We start from the raw sequence: 15,148 nt of genomic DNA, 5'->3' as shown, positions 1-15,148 counted from the left end.
GGGAGCGGTAGTGGCAGGCAATCTGACCCGTGACGAGGCGCGCGAGCGCGCACGGCTGATCAGCGTGCAGTCGTATGTCGTGGAGCTCGATCTGACCGAGGGAGACGAACGCTTCGAAAGTATCACCACGGTCCGCTTCACCGGCACCCGTCCGGGCGCGGAGACCTTCATCGACCTGGCGGGGGCCAAGGTCAGAAGAGCCGTGCTGAACGGCGTCGAACTCGACGTGGACGCCTACGACCTGGAGACCGGACGGCTGCCGCTGCCGAACCTGGCCGAGGACAACGAGCTGCGCGTCGACGCCGACTGCTCCTACATGCGCACCGGTGAGGGCCTGCACCGCTTCGTCGACCCGGTCGACGACAGCGTCTACCTGCACAGCCAGTTCGAGACGGCCGACGCCCACCGGATGTACGCCTGCTTCGACCAGCCGGACCTCAAGGCCGCCTTCGAGCTGACCGTGCTCGCGCCCGCCTCCTGGGAGGTGATCTCCAACGCGGCGCCCGACGCGGTCGAGGAGCTTCCCGAGCACAGTGGCCGTCACGGCACGCTCCAGGCCGCCAGGCGCTGGCACTTCCCGCCGACCCCGGTGATCTCCACCTACATCACCGCGCTGTGCGCCGGGCCGTACCACAAGGTGACCTCAGAGCACGACGGCATCCCGCTCGGCCTGTACTGCCGGGCCTCGCTCGCCGAGCACCTGGACGCGGACAACATCTTCGAGGTCACCAGGCAGGGCTTCGACTTCTTCCACCGCGTCTTCGGCATCCGCTACCCGTTCGGCAAGTACGACCAGCTGTTCGTCCCCGAGTTCAACGCGGGCGCGATGGAGAACGCGGGCTGCGTGACCTTCCTTGAGGACTACGTCTTCCGCTCGCGCGTCACCGACGCGATCATCGAGCGCCGCGCGGAGACGATCCTGCACGAGATGGCGCACATGTGGTTCGGCGACCTGGTCACCATGCGCTGGTGGGACGACCTGTGGCTGAACGAGTCGTTCGCCACCTACGCCTCGGTGCTGTGCCAGGCGGAGGCGACCCGCTGGGGTCAGGGTTCCTGGACGACGTTCGCCAACGTGGAGAAGGCCTGGGCCTACCGCCAGGACCAGCTGCCCTCGACGCACCCGATCGCCGCCGACATCGTCGACATGCACGCGGTCGAGGTCAACTTCGACGGCATCACCTACGCCAAGGGCGCCTCGGTGCTCAAGCAGCTCGTCGCCTACGTGGGCCTGGACAACTTCCTCGCCGGTGTCCGTGACTACTTCAACGAGCACGCGTGGGGCAACACCACGCTGGCCGACCTGCTCGGCGCGCTGGAGCGCACCTCGGGCCGCGACCTGTCCTCCTGGTCGAAGGAGTGGCTGGAGACCTCCTGGGTCAACACGCTGCGCCCGTCGTTCACCACCGACCCCGAGGGGCGTTTCCTGGAGTTCGACGTGCTGCAGGAGGCCCCGGCCGACTACCCGACGCTGCGTTCGCACCGCGTCGCCGTCGGCCTGTACTCCCTGCGGGACGGCGCCCTGGTCCGCACCCGGCGGGTCGAGCTCGACGTGGTCGGCGCGCGGACCGCGGTCACCGAGCTGGTCGGCGAGGTCCAGCCCGACCTGATCCTGATCAACGACGACGACCTGACCTACGCGAAGGTCAGGCTCGACGGGCGCTCGCTGCAGACCCTGGTGGACGGCGGCATCGCCAGGTTCACCGAGTCGCTGCCGCGTGCCCTGTGCTGGTCGGCCGCCTGGGACATGACCCGCGACGCCGAGATGTCCACCCGTGACTACGTGGCGCTGGTGAACTCGGGCATCGAGTCGATCAAGGACATCACGGTCGCCCAGACGGTGCTGCGTCAGGCGCGCCTCGCCGTCCAGCAGTACGCCGACCCGGCCTGGCGCCAGGAGGGCCTGGCGTCGCTGGCCGCGCGGCTGCGCTCGCTCGTCGCCTCGGCCGAGCCCGGCTCCGACCACCAGCTCGCCTACGTCAACGCCCTGTCGGCGGTCGCCTCCGCCGAGGAGGACCTGGCCTTCCTGAAGGGTCTGCTCGACGGCTCGGCCACGCTGGAGGGCCTGACCGTGGACGCCGACCTGCGCTGGACGCTGGTGCAGGCGCTGGTCTCCGCCGGTGTCCTCGGCGAGGAGGACGTCGCCCAGGAACTGCTGCGTGACGCCACCGCGACCGGTGAGCGCTCCGCCGCCCTGGCCAGGGCCGCCATCCCGACGCCCGAGGGCAAGGCGGCGGCGTGGGCGGCCATCACCGAGGGCAGGCTGAGCGGCGCCCTGCTGCGTTCGACGCTCATGGGCTTCATGGACCCGCGCCACCCGGACCTGCTCGCGCCGTACGCGGAGCGCTACTTCGACGAGGTAGGCGACATCTGGAAGTCCTGGACCTCCGACAGCGCCCAGAACTTCGCCAACGGCTGCTACCCCGTCCTGGCGATCTCGCCGGAGACCGTGGCCAGGACCCAGGACCTGATCTCGGAGAGCCAGCCCCCGCAGGCGCTGCGGCGGCTGCTGCTCGAAGGGGCCGACGGCATCAGCCGTGCCCTGCGCGCCCAGGCGAAGGACGCCTCCGCGGCCTGACCTTCGCCGGTCGGTCCGGCCCGACGCCCCTCATCGTCCTTCGGTGAGGGGCGTCGGGCGTCACGGCAGGATGTGGCTGCGCGTCTCGAGCAGCGCCAGGTGCCCGGTCGTCACCAGGTCGTGCCGCAGCGCCAGGGAGACCAGCGCGGCCCGCCGCCAGTCGGGTCTGACCGGCCGTTCCGGCGCCCTGACCTGGAGCTTCACCCTGGCGAGATAGTCGATGTGGAAGTTGACCGCCGAACGGCCGAGCCCGAGGTGTGCCAGCCGGATGATGATCTCCGGGACGGTCGGGACGACGCCGCAGAGCGGGTCGCGCAGCCGGGGTTCGCAGAGGGCGACCAGGATCAGGAAGTAGGTCGCGGTGACGTCCAGCGGGACGGTCGGCGCCGTCTCCCACTCTCGTCCGGGGGCGTCGGGGTGGAGCAGGACGTGCTCGGGGGCGAACACCAGGAACGACGCCGTCTCTCCGGTGTCTTCCGCGTCCCTGGTCAGCCGTACCCTGCCCAGTTCGAAGGGGATCGGGGCGCGCACCCGGCCCGGGGGCACCCTGACGAACTCGCCCTCCCCCTCCGGGGTGTCCACCACGTAGGTCGAGCGGCGGCTCAGGTTGGAGATCGTCCAGTAGTCGGCGACCGCGTCGATCCGCCCGGCGAGCCGGGAGACGGAGAGGTCGGGCAGCACGAGATCGACCGGTCCTCTGCCGAAGGTGACATGCTCGCCGGGAGCGAGCTCCAGCACCTGCTCCCCCCTCTGGACAAGGATCCCTGAAAGCTTACGGATACTCACGGTGACGATCCTTGCGCACCGGATGACCCACCGCAGAGGAAAGACGAGGAAAGCGGGAGCGCGAGCCACACCACAAGATGTGCTGACTGAAAGTCATCCCATGGTAACGATGGGTACATGGAAGTCCCCCCAACCATCGGCCGTTACCGCGTGGAGCGGTTCCTCGGCCAGGGCGCGTTCGCCACGGTGTGGCTCGCGCACGACGACGATCTGAGCGCCCCCGTCGCGGTGAAGGTGCTGGCTGCCCACTGGGCCGACCACCGGCGGATACGCAGGCGTTTCACCCAGGAGGCCCGGATGATCCGCAGGGCCGACTCCCCCCACGTGGTGCAGGTGCACGACATCGGCGCGCTACCGGACGGGCGGCCGTTCTTCGTGATGGGCTACGCCGATCTCGGCACCCTGCGTGACCGCCTGGCCGCCGGTCCCGTGCCGTGGGCGCAGGCGGTCGAGCAGGTGCTCCAGGTCGCCGCGGGAGTGGCCGCGCTGCACGAGAACGGCATCGTCCACCGCGACCTCAAACCGGCAAACATCCTCCTGCGCTCCCTGCCCGGCGGCGGGGAGCGGCTGCTCGTCGCCGACCTCGGCATCGCGGGGGAGCTGGCCCAGACCTCCGGGCTCACGGTCGGCGGCGGCACCCCCGGCTACATGGCGCCCGAACAGCTACGGCCCGGTTCCTCCCCCGACGAGCGCGCCGACGTGTACGGCCTGGCCGCGGTGGCCCACCACCTGCTCACCGGCGGGCCGCCCGGCAGGACCGGGGAGGCGCTCTCCGGCGCCGTCGGCGAGGTCGTCGCCCGGGGCCTCGCCGACGACCGTGAGGAGCGGTGGCCGGACGTCCGTTCCTTCGCCGCGGCGCTGGCCGGGGCCGCCCGCGGGGAGGCGGCCGGGCAGGTGGGCCGGACCGTCGGCGGCACTCCCACCCGGTGGCGTGTACGGCGTGGCCTCGCCAGGGCGGGGTGGCGGGCACCGGTCGCGCTCGCCCTGGGCGTGGCCGCGGTGGCCGGGGGCGTGGCGCTCGCCCTCGTCCGGGACGGCCAGGACTACGGCCGATGGCTGCGGCCGGGAGCGGACGTCCCCGGCCAGTACCGCGCGGCCATCGTCGAGGCGGGCACCTGGTGTGCCGGTGTCCCCGGTCTCAGCCCCGCGCTCATCGCCGCCATGCTCAAGGCGGAGAGCGGCTTCGACCGCGACCTGACCGACATCACGACCGGCGAGTACGGCATCGCCCGCTGGTCGCCCCACGTCCTGGCCGGTTACCTGCCGCCGAACTACACGCGCTCGCCCCTGGCCGGGGCGATGGACCCGGAGGTCGCCATCCCCGCGATGGGCAGGTTCCTGTGCCGGTTCGCCCCCCAGATGCGGGACGTGCCCGGCGATCCCGCGCTGAACCTGGCCGGTCTCTACCGCAGCTCCGCCGACACCGTACGACGGGCGGGAGGGGTGCCTCCGAGGTGGCGTGAGCACGCCGCCAGGGTCGGTCTCTACCTGAGGGCCTACCTGCCCCTCCCGGGGACCCGGTCGCTGCCCGATGGCCCGAGCGGCTTCCAAACGATGATAAAAATAGGCACTTCTTGGGAGGACGCCGAAAAACCATATTTCGCGCAGCACGGCACCGTCGTCGTTCACCGACCGTGAAAGGGTGATCCAGTGGAATCGGCCCGTGATCTGCTCGTCTCCCTGGCCAGGAGATACGCCTTCTCCGACGTCGGGGCGCTCGCGCCGGACGTCGTGGAGAGAGCCGACGAGATCGAGGCGGTGTGCGAGTTCGGCCAGCGGCTCCTGTCGCTCGACGCCGAGGACTTCGCCGCCGAGGCGCGGGCCGTACCCCCTGATCTGAGGCGGCGGGCACGGGCGTGCACCATGCCGCAGACACCGAGGGAGCAGCCGCGCGGGGCGCTTGAGTCGCTGCGGCCCGCCTACGCGCTGCTGCTTGAGGTGATCGCGATCCGGTGGCACCGGCGTGAGCTGAGCCCGATGGTCGCCGCGCTGCACATCGCCAGCGAGTATCTCCCGCTGCTCGCCTTCGAGCCGGTGCTCGGCAACGCGGGCGACCCGGCGCGCTGGCCCGCCGGGCTGGCCGCGCCGGGCAGCCGCTTCGGCGTCATCGGCGAACGCGAGTGCGACCACACCAAGGCCGAGCAGTCGGCGGCCAACCGGACCCTGCGGGTCGCCGGGGAGCCCGGAGAGGGCTGGCGGGCCTACTTCGACCGCCAGCACAGCCAGGTCGCGGGCGCCCTCGCCACCTGCGTCGCGACCTGCCGCACCCCCTGCTCCGCGATGGACTGGATCGAGCCCGCCCCGCGCGAGCACCTGTCCGTGCGGGCCCGGGTCGCCCTGACCTTCGCCGACACCCCTCTCGTACGGCTGCGCCACGCCGCCCCCGTCGGCCACGGGTTCGGCGTCCCCTCCCCCGAAGAGGTGCTCGACGCCTGGGAGCGCAGCCGTACGATCCTGGCGAAGAACGAGATCGGCAACGCCGCGACGGTGGACGACGGGTTCCCGCTCGCGGGTCTGCCCAGTCTGTTCTCCGCGATCGCCACGGCCCCGACGGCGCCCTCGACGCTCCTGGAGGACATCACCACCCACCTGGTGCGGCTCCTGCGCGCCTGAGGGGCTCTCAGCCGCCCAGGATGGCCTGGCCGACGGCGACGGAGAACAGGCAGCAGGCGGCGGCCACGAGGAACAGGAGCATCCCCCTGCGGATGTAGCGGTCCTTGGCCTGGGCGACGGCGCCGAGCCGCCTGATCAGCAGCACCAGCTCGTCGGCGCCGGTCGCGGTGTCCTGGACGCCCAGTCTCGCCCACAGGTCGGCGAGCGCCTCCTCGGAGAAGGCCCCGCGTGACCTGCCGCCCCGCGCCTGGTCGGGGTCCTCCCGCTGGACGGGCGGGTTCCAGGTGTGCAGGCGGCCCGCGTAGGAGCGGCGGCGCTCGATGGTCCTGCCCGCGAGCCCCGAGACGAGCGGGTGCAGCGCGCCGACGAGCATCACGGCGCCCATCGCGTAGAAGAACGCCCCCGTCCACCACAGCCATCCGACCTGGCCGGGCAGGAGGTCCGGTTTCAGCAGGCCCGCGGCGACGGCGGCGAGGACGGCGGCGGCCAGCAGCGCGAGCGCCTTCCTGTTCTGCCTGCGGTTGTCCGCGCGCACCTCCGCCAGGACCTCGTCGAGATAGAAGAGCACCTCGTCCCTCTCCTGGGCCACCTCGCCCTCCCGTGGAACGCCTCGCACGATCTTCAGCACGCCCGCATTATCTGAGAACCTCACCTGCGCCGGGAAGCCAGATCGGCGAGCATCCACATTCCCGTGACAAGTCCGCCGACGAGGTTGCCGCCGCCGAAGGCCGCCGCCATCGACACGGCGGCCACCCGGCACTCGCCGTCGCCCAGCCTCAGCCTGGCGGCGGGGCCGGTGACCACCTCCAGCGCCCTGGCGCCGGGATCGACGAACACGAGCACCGCCGTGTCCGCCTCCTCCCCCAGCGCGGCGTGCAGCCGTTCCGAGAAGTGGCGGCGCGGGCCGAGCGCGGGGCCGAGGTAGACGGCGAAGCGCAGGCCGCTGCGGCGTTCCGCCGCGCGCAGCGCCTGCCGGATGTCGTGGGCCTGCGTCGAGGTGAGGCCACAGGCCGTCAGCATGCTCTCACTGTGCCCTCATCACGTCCTCACCACGCCCTTCACCATGCCGCCGAGGCTCCGCCGACTCGCCTGCCGGGCTCGGAGACCCGTGCCAGGTCCACCCAGTCGACCTGGGGCGTGAGGGCGTGGGAAGGAGCGGGGTCGACCAGGACCTGGCTCGGGGCGGGCACCTCCCGCTCGCTGCGGAACGGGCCGCCGAACCACACCGCGGCCGCCGAGGTGCCTCTGGCGGCGCTCGCGCGCATCCTGCCGGGAAGCAGGACGAGGGCACTGATGATCAGGAACAGGCCGCCGGAGGCACCGAACAGGAGCTCCAAGACCTGGATCGCGTCCACAGGTCAACGGTAGATCCACGCCGTCGGCCCGTCGAGACCCGCCCCCCGCCCCGCCGCTCACGGCCGCCCCATGGCGCTTCCCGCGTTCCCCGGTCCCGGGCGCGCCGGGAAGGGTAAGATCACGCCGCGAGCGACGCCTCTCGTTGACGTTCGGGTTCTCTAGAGAAATAACAGACATACCCGGTTCGGATAAACGTCATGCGGACGGCGAAGGTCACAAAAGTATGAGAAACCTAATACTAGGCACCCACATGGACGTCAGCTACGGTGAGTTACGTGGATTCCGGTCAGGCACCAGAAGACGGTAACACTACGTCACCAATTTGGGTCGGCGACCGCACGGCCGACGACAGGCCACCGTCTCGACCCGCCACACCGGCGGCCGAGTACGCGCCGGTCGAGCGCACCTCGCTGCGCGCCCTGCTCGACGATCCCCGCTACAGCCACCTCAGGCGGCGCGTGCTGGTCGCGGTCGCCTCGGGCATCGTCGGAGGCATCCTCTTCTCCGACGTACGGCTGGGCATCACCTGCGCCATCATCGGCGCGATCGTCGACACGGTGCTGCGGGCCCGCACCCACTCGACCGTGCCCGCCTGGCGTCGCGCCGCGGTCGCAGAGCGCCAGACCGAGGCACAGCTCAAGCGGATGGAGCGGGGCGGCTACCGGAGCCTGCACGCCCGCGCGATCCCCGAGAGCGAGGCCCAGATCGACCACCTGGTGGTCGGCCCCACGGGGGTCTACGCCGTCGACTCGGAGAAGTGGGACAAGCGCCTTCCGGTCCGCGTCCAGTCGCACCGCAAGCTGTTCCACGGCCCCTTCAACCAGAAGCCCCGTCTCGACGAGGCGCGCTGGGAGGCGTCCAGGGCCTCCGAGCTGATCGGTGAGGCGCTCGGCCGCGAGGTGACGATCATCCCGTCCCTGGCGATCTACGGCCCGGCGATCCCGTGGAAGGTTCTCACGGTGCGCGACGTCGACGTCTTCGACGGCAGCCGCGTCCGCAAGTGGATCACCAAGCGCGAGAGGTCGCTCACCGACGCCGAGATCGACGAGATCTACGAGGCCGCAGAGCGGGTTCTGCCCACCCGTTATCCCGAGTCCTGAGGGCCCTCCCGTACCCGGTTTCCTCTTCGTCGAGGCCACCGGGGTCCGTGTCTCGCGCCGTGGACGCCCGTCTCACGCACCGGGCGATGGCCGTACCATTTGAGGACACGGTTTCGATGATGGGAGAAGCCTTATGCCCGCCCTCAGGTCTCGTACGGTCACGCACGGCAGGAACATGGCCGGTGCCCGGGCCCTGCTCCGGGCGACGGGTGTAGCGGGCGGCGACTTCGGCAAGCCCATCATCGCGGTGGCCAACAGCTTCACCCAGTTCGTCCCCGGCCACGTCCACCTGCGCGAGGTCGGCGACGTGGTCGCCGGTGCGATCAGGGAGGCGGGCGCGATCCCGCGCGAGTTCAACACGATCGCCGTGGACGACGGCATCGCGATGGGCCACGGCGGCATGCTCTACTCGCTGCCCAGCCGCGAGCTGATCGCCGACGCCGTCGAGTACATGGTGAACGCGCACTGCGCCGACGCGCTGATCTGCGTCTCCAACTGCGACAAGATCACCCCGGGCATGCTCCTGGCGGCCTTCAGGCTCAACATCCCCACGGTCTTCGTCTCGGGCGGGCCGATGGAGGCGGGCAAGACGCCGGGCCGCAAGCTCGACCTGATCGACCCGATGATCGCCTCCGCGGACGACTCCGTCTCCGACGCCGAGCTGCTGGAGATGGAGGAGAGCGCCTGCCCGACCTGCGGTTCGTGCAGCGGGATGTTCACCGCCAACTCGATGAACTGCCTCGCCGAGGCCATCGGGCTCGCGCTGCCCGGCAACGGCACGATCCTCGCCACGCACAAGGCACGCAAGAAGCTCTTCCAGGATGCCGGCCGGCAGCTGGTCGAGATCACCCGCCGCTACTACGAGCAGGACGACGAGACGGTCCTGCCGCGCAGCATCGCCACCAAGGAGGCGTTCGAGAACGCCATGGCGCTCGACGTGGCGATGGGCGGCTCGACCAACACGATCCTGCACATCCTGGCCGCGGCCCGCGAGGCCCGCGTCGACTTCGGCCTCAAGGAGATCAACGAGATCTCGCTGCGGGTGCCGTGCCTGTGCAAGGTCGCCCCGGCGACCGCGAAGTACCACGTCGAGGACGTCCACCGCGCGGGCGGCATCCCGGCCATCCTCGGTGAGCTCGACCGGGCGGGCCTGATCCACCGCGACGCGCACACCGTCAGCGGCGGCACCCTCGGCGACTACATCGACGCCTGGGACCCCTGCTCCGCGGGCGTGCTGCCCGAGGCGACCGAGCTGTGGCACGCGGCCCCCGGCAACGTCCGCACCGTCAAGCCCTACTCGCAGGAGGCCCGCTGGGACTCCCTCGACGTGGACCGCTCCGAGGGCTGCGTGCGCGACGCCGAGCACGCCTACACCCGTGACGGCGGCCTCGCCGTCCTGTACGGCAACATCGCCGTCGAGGGCTGCATCGTCAAGACGGCCGGGGTCGACGAGTCGATCTGGCGCTTCTCCGGGCCCGCGGTGGTCTTCGAGTCCCAGGACGACGCGGTCGAGGGCATCCTGAACAACCGGGTCAAGGCCGGTGACGTCGTGGTCATCCGCTACGAGGGCCCCAAGGGCGGTCCCGGCATGCAGGAGATGCTCTACCCGACCTCCTTCCTCAAGGGCAAGGGCCTGGGCAAGGTCTGCGCGCTGGTCACCGACGGCCGCTTCTCCGGTGGCACGAGCGGGCTGTCCATCGGGCACGCCTCCCCCGAGGCCGCGGAGGGCGGCACCATCGCCCTGGTCGAGGACGGCGACATCGTGGAGATCGACATCCCGGGCCGGTCGATCGAGCTGAAGGTCGCCGAGGAGGAGCTCGCGGCCAGGCGTGAGCGGCTCCTGACCGAGCTGGGCGGCTATCGTCCCCGTGACCGGCACCGCCCGGTCAGCGCCGCCCTGCAGGCCTACGCCGCGCTGACCACCTCGGCCTCGACCGGCGCTTCGAGGGACCTGTCCCAGCTGTCCAGATAACACCATTTTCGCCGCTGGGGTACGGCGCGCCGTACCCCACGGGAAGATCTCTGTATCCGACAGGGCGTTCGAAAAATGTCAGTGGCGGAGAATACCATGTAAGCATGGCCAACGTCATGAAGCCCGCACGCAGCCCGTTGACGACCGCCGAGATCGCCGCCCTGGCACTGTCCCTGGCCCATCTGGGCTCCGACCCGCAGGCAACCGCCGCCCGCAGCGGCCTGCGTCACGCGTTCGAGCACATGGAGATCGGCGACGAGGTCGTCTCCACCACCCTGGCGACCCTGACCGAGCCGATGCCCGCCGCGGTCGCCGACCGGGCGAGGACCATCGCCAACGCCATCACCTCCCACCTGGTGGTCCGGCTGCACTACCGCGACGTCTCCGGGCGGGTGACGGTGCGCGACGTCGATCCCGTGACGTGCATGGTGCACCGCGACTACTGGTATCTCGTGGGGATGTGCCGCCTTCGCGGCGCGATCCGGGCCTTCAGGTTCGACCGGATCGTGGCGACCGAGCCGACCTTCATCCCCGCCCGCCCGCACAGGGCCGGCGACTTCCTGCCCTTCCAGGGCAGGCGCGCCGTCCAGCAGGGCCACGAGGCGGCCTGACCCCAGCCGGTGTGGTGGGCGGCGACGCGGCTATCCGCCGCAGCAGCCGCCCCCACAGCACCCGCCACCGCCACCACTGGCCGGGCGGGGCGCCGTGGCACCGGAGCCGCCCGTCACGGCGACCGTGGAGAGCAGTTTGACGGTGTCGTCGTGGCCCTCCGGGCAGAGCGCGGGCTCGCCGGAACGGGCCATCGGGCGGGAGATCTCGAAGGTGGATCCGCAGGCGCGGCAGCGGAAGTCATAGCGCGGCATGGCACCAGATTACTCAGCCGAAGAGGATGGAGGCGTAGTCGGCGACGGGCCGATAGCCGATCGTCCGATAGATCGAGTTGGACACGGGGTTGGACAGGTCCGTGAAGAGCAGCACCTCCCTCGCCCCGCGCTCCAGTGCCTCGGCCGTGACGGCGTGGGCCACCGCGGTGCCGTACCCCCTGCCGCGCTCGCCGGGGAGGGTGTAGACGGGACCGACGCGTGAGACGCCCCCGATCGGCACCGAGGCGCCCGCGTAGGCGACCGGCCGTCCCGCCGCCTCCCACAGGACGATCTCCCGCCTGCCGACCCTCCCGGCGAGCACCGCCGCGAGGCCCGAGGACGGGTGACCGCCGAGCTCCCGCTGGTAGGCCTGTCCCCACTCGACAAGTGCTTCGAGGTCCCGGGTGCCCGCCGTACGGGGAGATCCGTCGGGGTGGACGGGCGGCGGGGTGAGGGTGTCGAGGCGGTGGAGACGCTCGGCGCGGCGGCCCGTCTCGGGGCGCCACCAGGCGGCGGCGAACGTCTCGGCGAGGGGGAGGGAGCCTCTGACGCCGGGGACGGGACGTTCGGCCTCGATGAGCGCGGTGGCCAGGTCGCGGACGGCGCCGGTGGGCATCTCGGCGAGCAGCAGGAGCTGGGGAGGCGCCTGCAGGGCCGCGGCCACCACCTCTTCGTGGTCGGTCGCCCATCCCATGAGCGCGTCCTCGCGCCACATCCCCTCGCGGACCGCGCGCAGCATCGTGAGCGGGACCGTGTTGCGCACCGGATCACGCAACAGCCACGACTCCGCCGCCCCGGCGTACACCTCGGGATCGGAGGTGAAAGTCCATCTCATGCACCGATTGTGCACAGACACGGACGCCACCGGGGCGGACGGATGTCACGCGTGGACGGTCAGGCGGCGCTCTCCTCCAGGTAGGGCGCCCACTGGGGGTCTCCGATGTTGTGCGCGCCGATCAGACGCCAGTGGACGCCCCGTGGGACCACGGGGGCGACGCTCAGCGTCCAGCCCAGCTCCTCCAGCATGCGGTCCGCCTTGCGGTGGTTGCACGGTGTGCAGGAGGCGACGCAGTTCTCCCAGGTGTGGGTGCCGCCCCTCGACCGCGGGATCACGTGGTCGATGGTCTCGGCCCGCTGGCCGCAGTAGGCGCACCGGTAGTCGTCCCGGCGCATCAACGCGGTTCTGGTCAGCGGGATCCGCGACCTGTAGGGGATGCGCACGTAGCGGCGCAGCCTGATCACCGACGGAACGTCGAGCGTGCGGGTCGCCGAGCGGACGACCGCGCCCCGCCCGTCGCGGTGCACGACGTCCGCCTTCTCCCTGAGCACCAGCACGACCGCGCGGTGCAGGGAGAGGGTGGTCAGGGGCTCGTAGGTTGCGTTCAGCAGCAGGACCTGGCGCATCAGCGTGCCTTCCCCGCCGTGCGACGCTTCGTCTGAGGGGGCACGCAGGCGCGTACCCCGGTTGGCGGCCCCTCCTGGGGCCCGGATGCTTCCGTCACAGGGACCTCCGCCGGACGGCCCAGCGGATGGTCACCCCGGCACCGTCCTCCACCAAGTTTGGCTTCTGCATCGCCATTTCCGCCACCCATAAATGACGGGAGAGACGCCTGGTGCGTTTTATGCCCGCATTACCAGTTTTTACTCCTCCCTCCGAAGATCGACGTCACGGTCTTTTCCAAGATCGAATACGCCCCCCGCGCAATGGCGCCGACCAACCTTCCCGAGGTCATAGGGTTCCTGCCATGACCCGACAGCCATACCCAGCAGCAGGCCGTGACGACCTCGTCGAAGAGCTCCACGGCGTCCCCGTCGCCGACCCCTACCGCTGGCTGGAAGACCCGGGCGGCCCGGCGACGGAGGAGTGGCTGGCCGCGCAGGAGAAGCTCCTGTCCGCGGAGCTGGGGGCGCTCACCGGCCGCGACAGGTTGAAGGCACGGGTCGCCGAGCTGCTCAGGTCAGGCTCGATCGGCGCTCCCGTCTGGCGTGGCGAGCGGCGGTTCTTCATGCGGCGCACCCCCGACCAGGAGCACGCGGTCCTCTACACCGTCGATCCCGACGGGACCGAGCGCGCGCTGCTCGACCCGATGGCGCTCGACCCCAGCGGGCTGACCACGCTCGACTCCTGGCAGCCCGACAAAGAGGGCAGGCTGCTGGCCTACCAGGTCTCCGTCGGGGGCGACGAGGAGTCCAGCCTCTACCTGCTCGACGTCGCCTCGGGCGAGCGGATCGAGGGGCCGATCGACCGGTGCCGCTACTCCCCGATCGCGTGGCTGCCCGGGGGCAAGGCGTTCTACTACGTGCGCAGGCTGCCCTCGACCGAGGTGCCCGAGGGTGAGGAGCAGTTCCACCGCCGCGTCTACCTGCACCGGGTCGGCACCTCGACCGAGGAGGACGCGCTGATCTTCGGCAAGGACCTGGAGAAGACCAACTACTACGGGGTCGCGGTCTCCCGCGACGGCCGCTGGCTGCAGATCTCCGCCTCCAGGGGTACGGCCCCGCGCAACGACCTGTGGATCGCCGACCTCACCGCTTCCTCCCCCGACTCACCCGACCTGGTCGTCGTCCAGGAGGGTCTCGACGCCCAGACCGCGCTGCACTTCGGCCGTGACGGCAGGCTCTACGCCTTCACCGACCTGGACGCCCCCCGGGCGCGCGTCTGCGTCACCGACCCGTCGCTGCCCCAGCCCGAGCACTGGCGTGACCTGATCCCGCAGGACGAGGAGGCCGTGCTCTCGGACTTCGCGATCCTCGACGACCTGGACCGGCCGGTCATGCTCGCCGGTTGGACCCGTCACGCGATCAGCGAGATCTCCGTGCACGACCTGGTGACGGGTGAGCGCGTCGGCCAGGTGCCGACGCCGGGGCTCGGCACGATCGGCGGCATCGTCGAGCGGCCCGAGGGCGGTCACGAGGCCTGGTTCGGCTACACCGACAACACCACCCCGCCGAGCATCCAGCGCTACGACGCCCGCACCGGCGAGACCACGCTGTGGGCCGCCTCCCCCGGCGCCGTCGAGGTGCCCGACGTCACCACCGAGCAGGTGGTCTACCGCTCCGCGGACGGCGCCGAGGTCCACATGCTGGTGATCACCAAACCGGGCGTCGAGGGCCCGCGTCCCACGATCCTGTACGGCTACGGCGGCTTCGGCATCTCGATGACCCCCGGTTACTCGGCGTCGATCCTGACCTGGGTCGAGGCGGGCGGCGCCTACGCCATCGCCCAGCTGCGCGGCGGCGGCGAGCAGGGCGAGGAGTGGCACAGGGCGGGCATGCTCGCCAACAAGCAGAACGTCTTCGACGACCTGCACGCGGCGGCCGAGCACCTGATCGCCACCGGGGTCACCACCTCGGAGCAGCTGGCCATCTCCGGCGGCTCGAACGGCGGCCTCCTGGTCGGCGCCGCCCTCACCCAGCGTCCCGAGCTGTACGCCGCGGTCGTCTGCTCGGCCCCGCTGCTGGACATGATCCGTTACGAGCAGTTCGGCCTGGGCGCGACGTGGAACGTCGAGTACGGCTCCGCAGACAAGCCTGAGGAGTTCGCCTGGCTGCACGCCTACTCGCCCTACCACCGCGTCCGCGAGGGCGTCTCCTATCCGGCGACGCTGTTCACGGTCTTCCAGTCAGACACCCGGGTCCACCCGCTGCACGCCTGGAAGATGTGCGCGGCCCTGCAGCACGCCCAGGCCGCCGACCGGCCGATCCTGCTGCGCAACGAGGCCGAGGCTGGTCACGGGGCGCGGGCGGTCAGCAAGTCCGTCGAACTCGCGGCCGACCAGCTCACCTTCCTCGCCCACCACACGGGCCTGGCGGTCTGACGACCCACCGTTGCGGGGCCGGTCGTCGAGGACGGCCCCGCGCGGCGTCTCAGCTCGGCGCC

General features: G+C 71.1%; 14 protein-coding genes. 7 read left to right on the top strand and 7 right to left on the bottom strand.

Annotated elements, in window-relative coordinates; translation table 11 throughout:
• Positions 1-10: 10 nt before the first annotated feature.
• Entirely contained in the window at positions 11-2,578 is a 2,568-nt protein-coding gene (gene pepN, locus FHS44_RS36310; RefSeq protein ID WP_184724009.1) for an aminopeptidase N, read from the top strand.
• 60 nt (positions 2,579-2,638) lie between these two features.
• On the opposite strand, the gene FHS44_RS36305 is transcribed toward pepN, so the two are convergent.
• Positions 2,639-3,316, bottom strand: a complete 678-nt coding sequence (locus FHS44_RS36305) for an FHA domain-containing protein (RefSeq protein WP_184724006.1) — start codon at positions 3,314-3,316, stop codon at positions 2,639-2,641.
• 165 nt (positions 3,317-3,481) lie between these two features.
• Between FHS44_RS36305 and FHS44_RS40455 the strand changes: the two genes are divergently transcribed.
• Positions 3,482-5,002, top strand: coding sequence for a serine/threonine-protein kinase (locus tag FHS44_RS40455; RefSeq protein WP_221461705.1), 1,521 nt, complete (start codon positions 3,482-3,484; stop codon positions 5,000-5,002).
• Positions 5,003-5,014: 12 nt separating this feature from the next.
• Positions 5,015-5,977: a hypothetical protein gene (locus FHS44_RS36295; protein ID WP_184724003.1), complete on the top strand. Its 963-nt coding sequence runs from the start codon at positions 5,015-5,017 to the stop codon at positions 5,975-5,977.
• Between the two features lie 7 nt (positions 5,978-5,984).
• On the opposite strand, the gene FHS44_RS36290 is transcribed toward FHS44_RS36295, so the two are convergent.
• The 3 genes from FHS44_RS36290 to FHS44_RS36280 are packed head-to-tail and all read right to left on the bottom strand — an operon-like array spanning position 5,985 to position 7,332.
• The gene (locus FHS44_RS36290; protein WP_184724000.1) at positions 5,985-6,605 is read right to left on the bottom strand and encodes a Pycsar system effector family protein; all 621 of its coding nucleotides are present in this window, start codon (positions 6,603-6,605) and stop codon (positions 5,985-5,987) included.
• A 20-nt stretch (positions 6,606-6,625) separates the two neighbouring features.
• Positions 6,626-6,997, bottom strand: coding sequence for a DUF5130 family protein (locus FHS44_RS36285; RefSeq protein ID WP_184723998.1), 372 nt, complete (start codon positions 6,995-6,997; stop codon positions 6,626-6,628).
• A gap of 38 nt (positions 6,998-7,035) precedes the next feature.
• Entirely contained in the window at positions 7,036-7,332 is a 297-nt protein-coding gene (locus tag FHS44_RS36280; RefSeq protein WP_184723995.1) for a hypothetical protein, read from the bottom strand.
• Between the two features lie 276 nt (positions 7,333-7,608).
• Here FHS44_RS36280 and FHS44_RS36275 point away from each other — a divergent pair, with 276 nt between their 5' ends.
• The 3 genes from FHS44_RS36275 (at position 7,609) to FHS44_RS36265 (ending at position 11,016) form a co-directional block, all read left to right on the top strand.
• Entirely contained in the window at positions 7,609-8,433 is an 825-nt protein-coding gene (locus tag FHS44_RS36275; RefSeq protein ID WP_312863958.1) for a nuclease-related domain-containing protein, read from the top strand.
• A gap of 133 nt (positions 8,434-8,566) precedes the next feature.
• Positions 8,567-10,405, top strand: coding sequence for a dihydroxy-acid dehydratase (gene ilvD / locus FHS44_RS36270; protein ID WP_184723990.1), 1,839 nt, complete (start codon positions 8,567-8,569; stop codon positions 10,403-10,405).
• Positions 10,406-10,509: 104 nt separating this feature from the next.
• Entirely contained in the window at positions 10,510-11,016 is a 507-nt protein-coding gene (locus tag FHS44_RS36265; RefSeq protein WP_184723987.1) for a helix-turn-helix transcriptional regulator, read from the top strand.
• Between the two features lie 30 nt (positions 11,017-11,046).
• Here FHS44_RS36265 and FHS44_RS36260 read toward each other — a convergent pair whose 3' ends face one another.
• The 3 genes from FHS44_RS36260 to FHS44_RS36250 are packed head-to-tail and all read right to left on the bottom strand — an operon-like array spanning position 11,047 to position 12,672.
• Positions 11,047-11,268 (bottom strand): FmdB family zinc ribbon protein, encoded by a 222-nt coding sequence (locus FHS44_RS36260; RefSeq protein WP_184723984.1) that lies wholly within the window; start codon positions 11,266-11,268, stop codon positions 11,047-11,049.
• A 13-nt stretch (positions 11,269-11,281) separates the two neighbouring features.
• On the bottom strand, positions 11,282-12,103 hold the full coding sequence (locus FHS44_RS36255; RefSeq protein ID WP_184723981.1) for a GNAT family N-acetyltransferase: 822 nt from the start codon (positions 12,101-12,103) through the stop codon (positions 11,282-11,284).
• A 59-nt stretch (positions 12,104-12,162) separates the two neighbouring features.
• Entirely contained in the window at positions 12,163-12,672 is a 510-nt protein-coding gene (locus FHS44_RS36250; RefSeq protein ID WP_184723978.1) for an HNH endonuclease, read from the bottom strand.
• A 341-nt stretch (positions 12,673-13,013) separates the two neighbouring features.
• Here FHS44_RS36250 and FHS44_RS36245 point away from each other — a divergent pair, with 341 nt between their 5' ends.
• Positions 13,014-15,086: a prolyl oligopeptidase family serine peptidase gene (locus tag FHS44_RS36245; RefSeq protein WP_184723975.1), complete on the top strand. Its 2,073-nt coding sequence runs from the start codon at positions 13,014-13,016 to the stop codon at positions 15,084-15,086.
• Positions 15,087-15,148 lie beyond the last annotated feature (62 nt).

The sequence above is a fragment of the Streptosporangium saharense genome (assembly GCF_014203715.1).
GTDB lineage: Bacteria > Actinomycetota > Actinomycetes > Streptosporangiales > Streptosporangiaceae > Streptosporangium > Streptosporangium saharense.
This window is presented reverse-complemented; position numbering and strand designations above follow the sequence as displayed.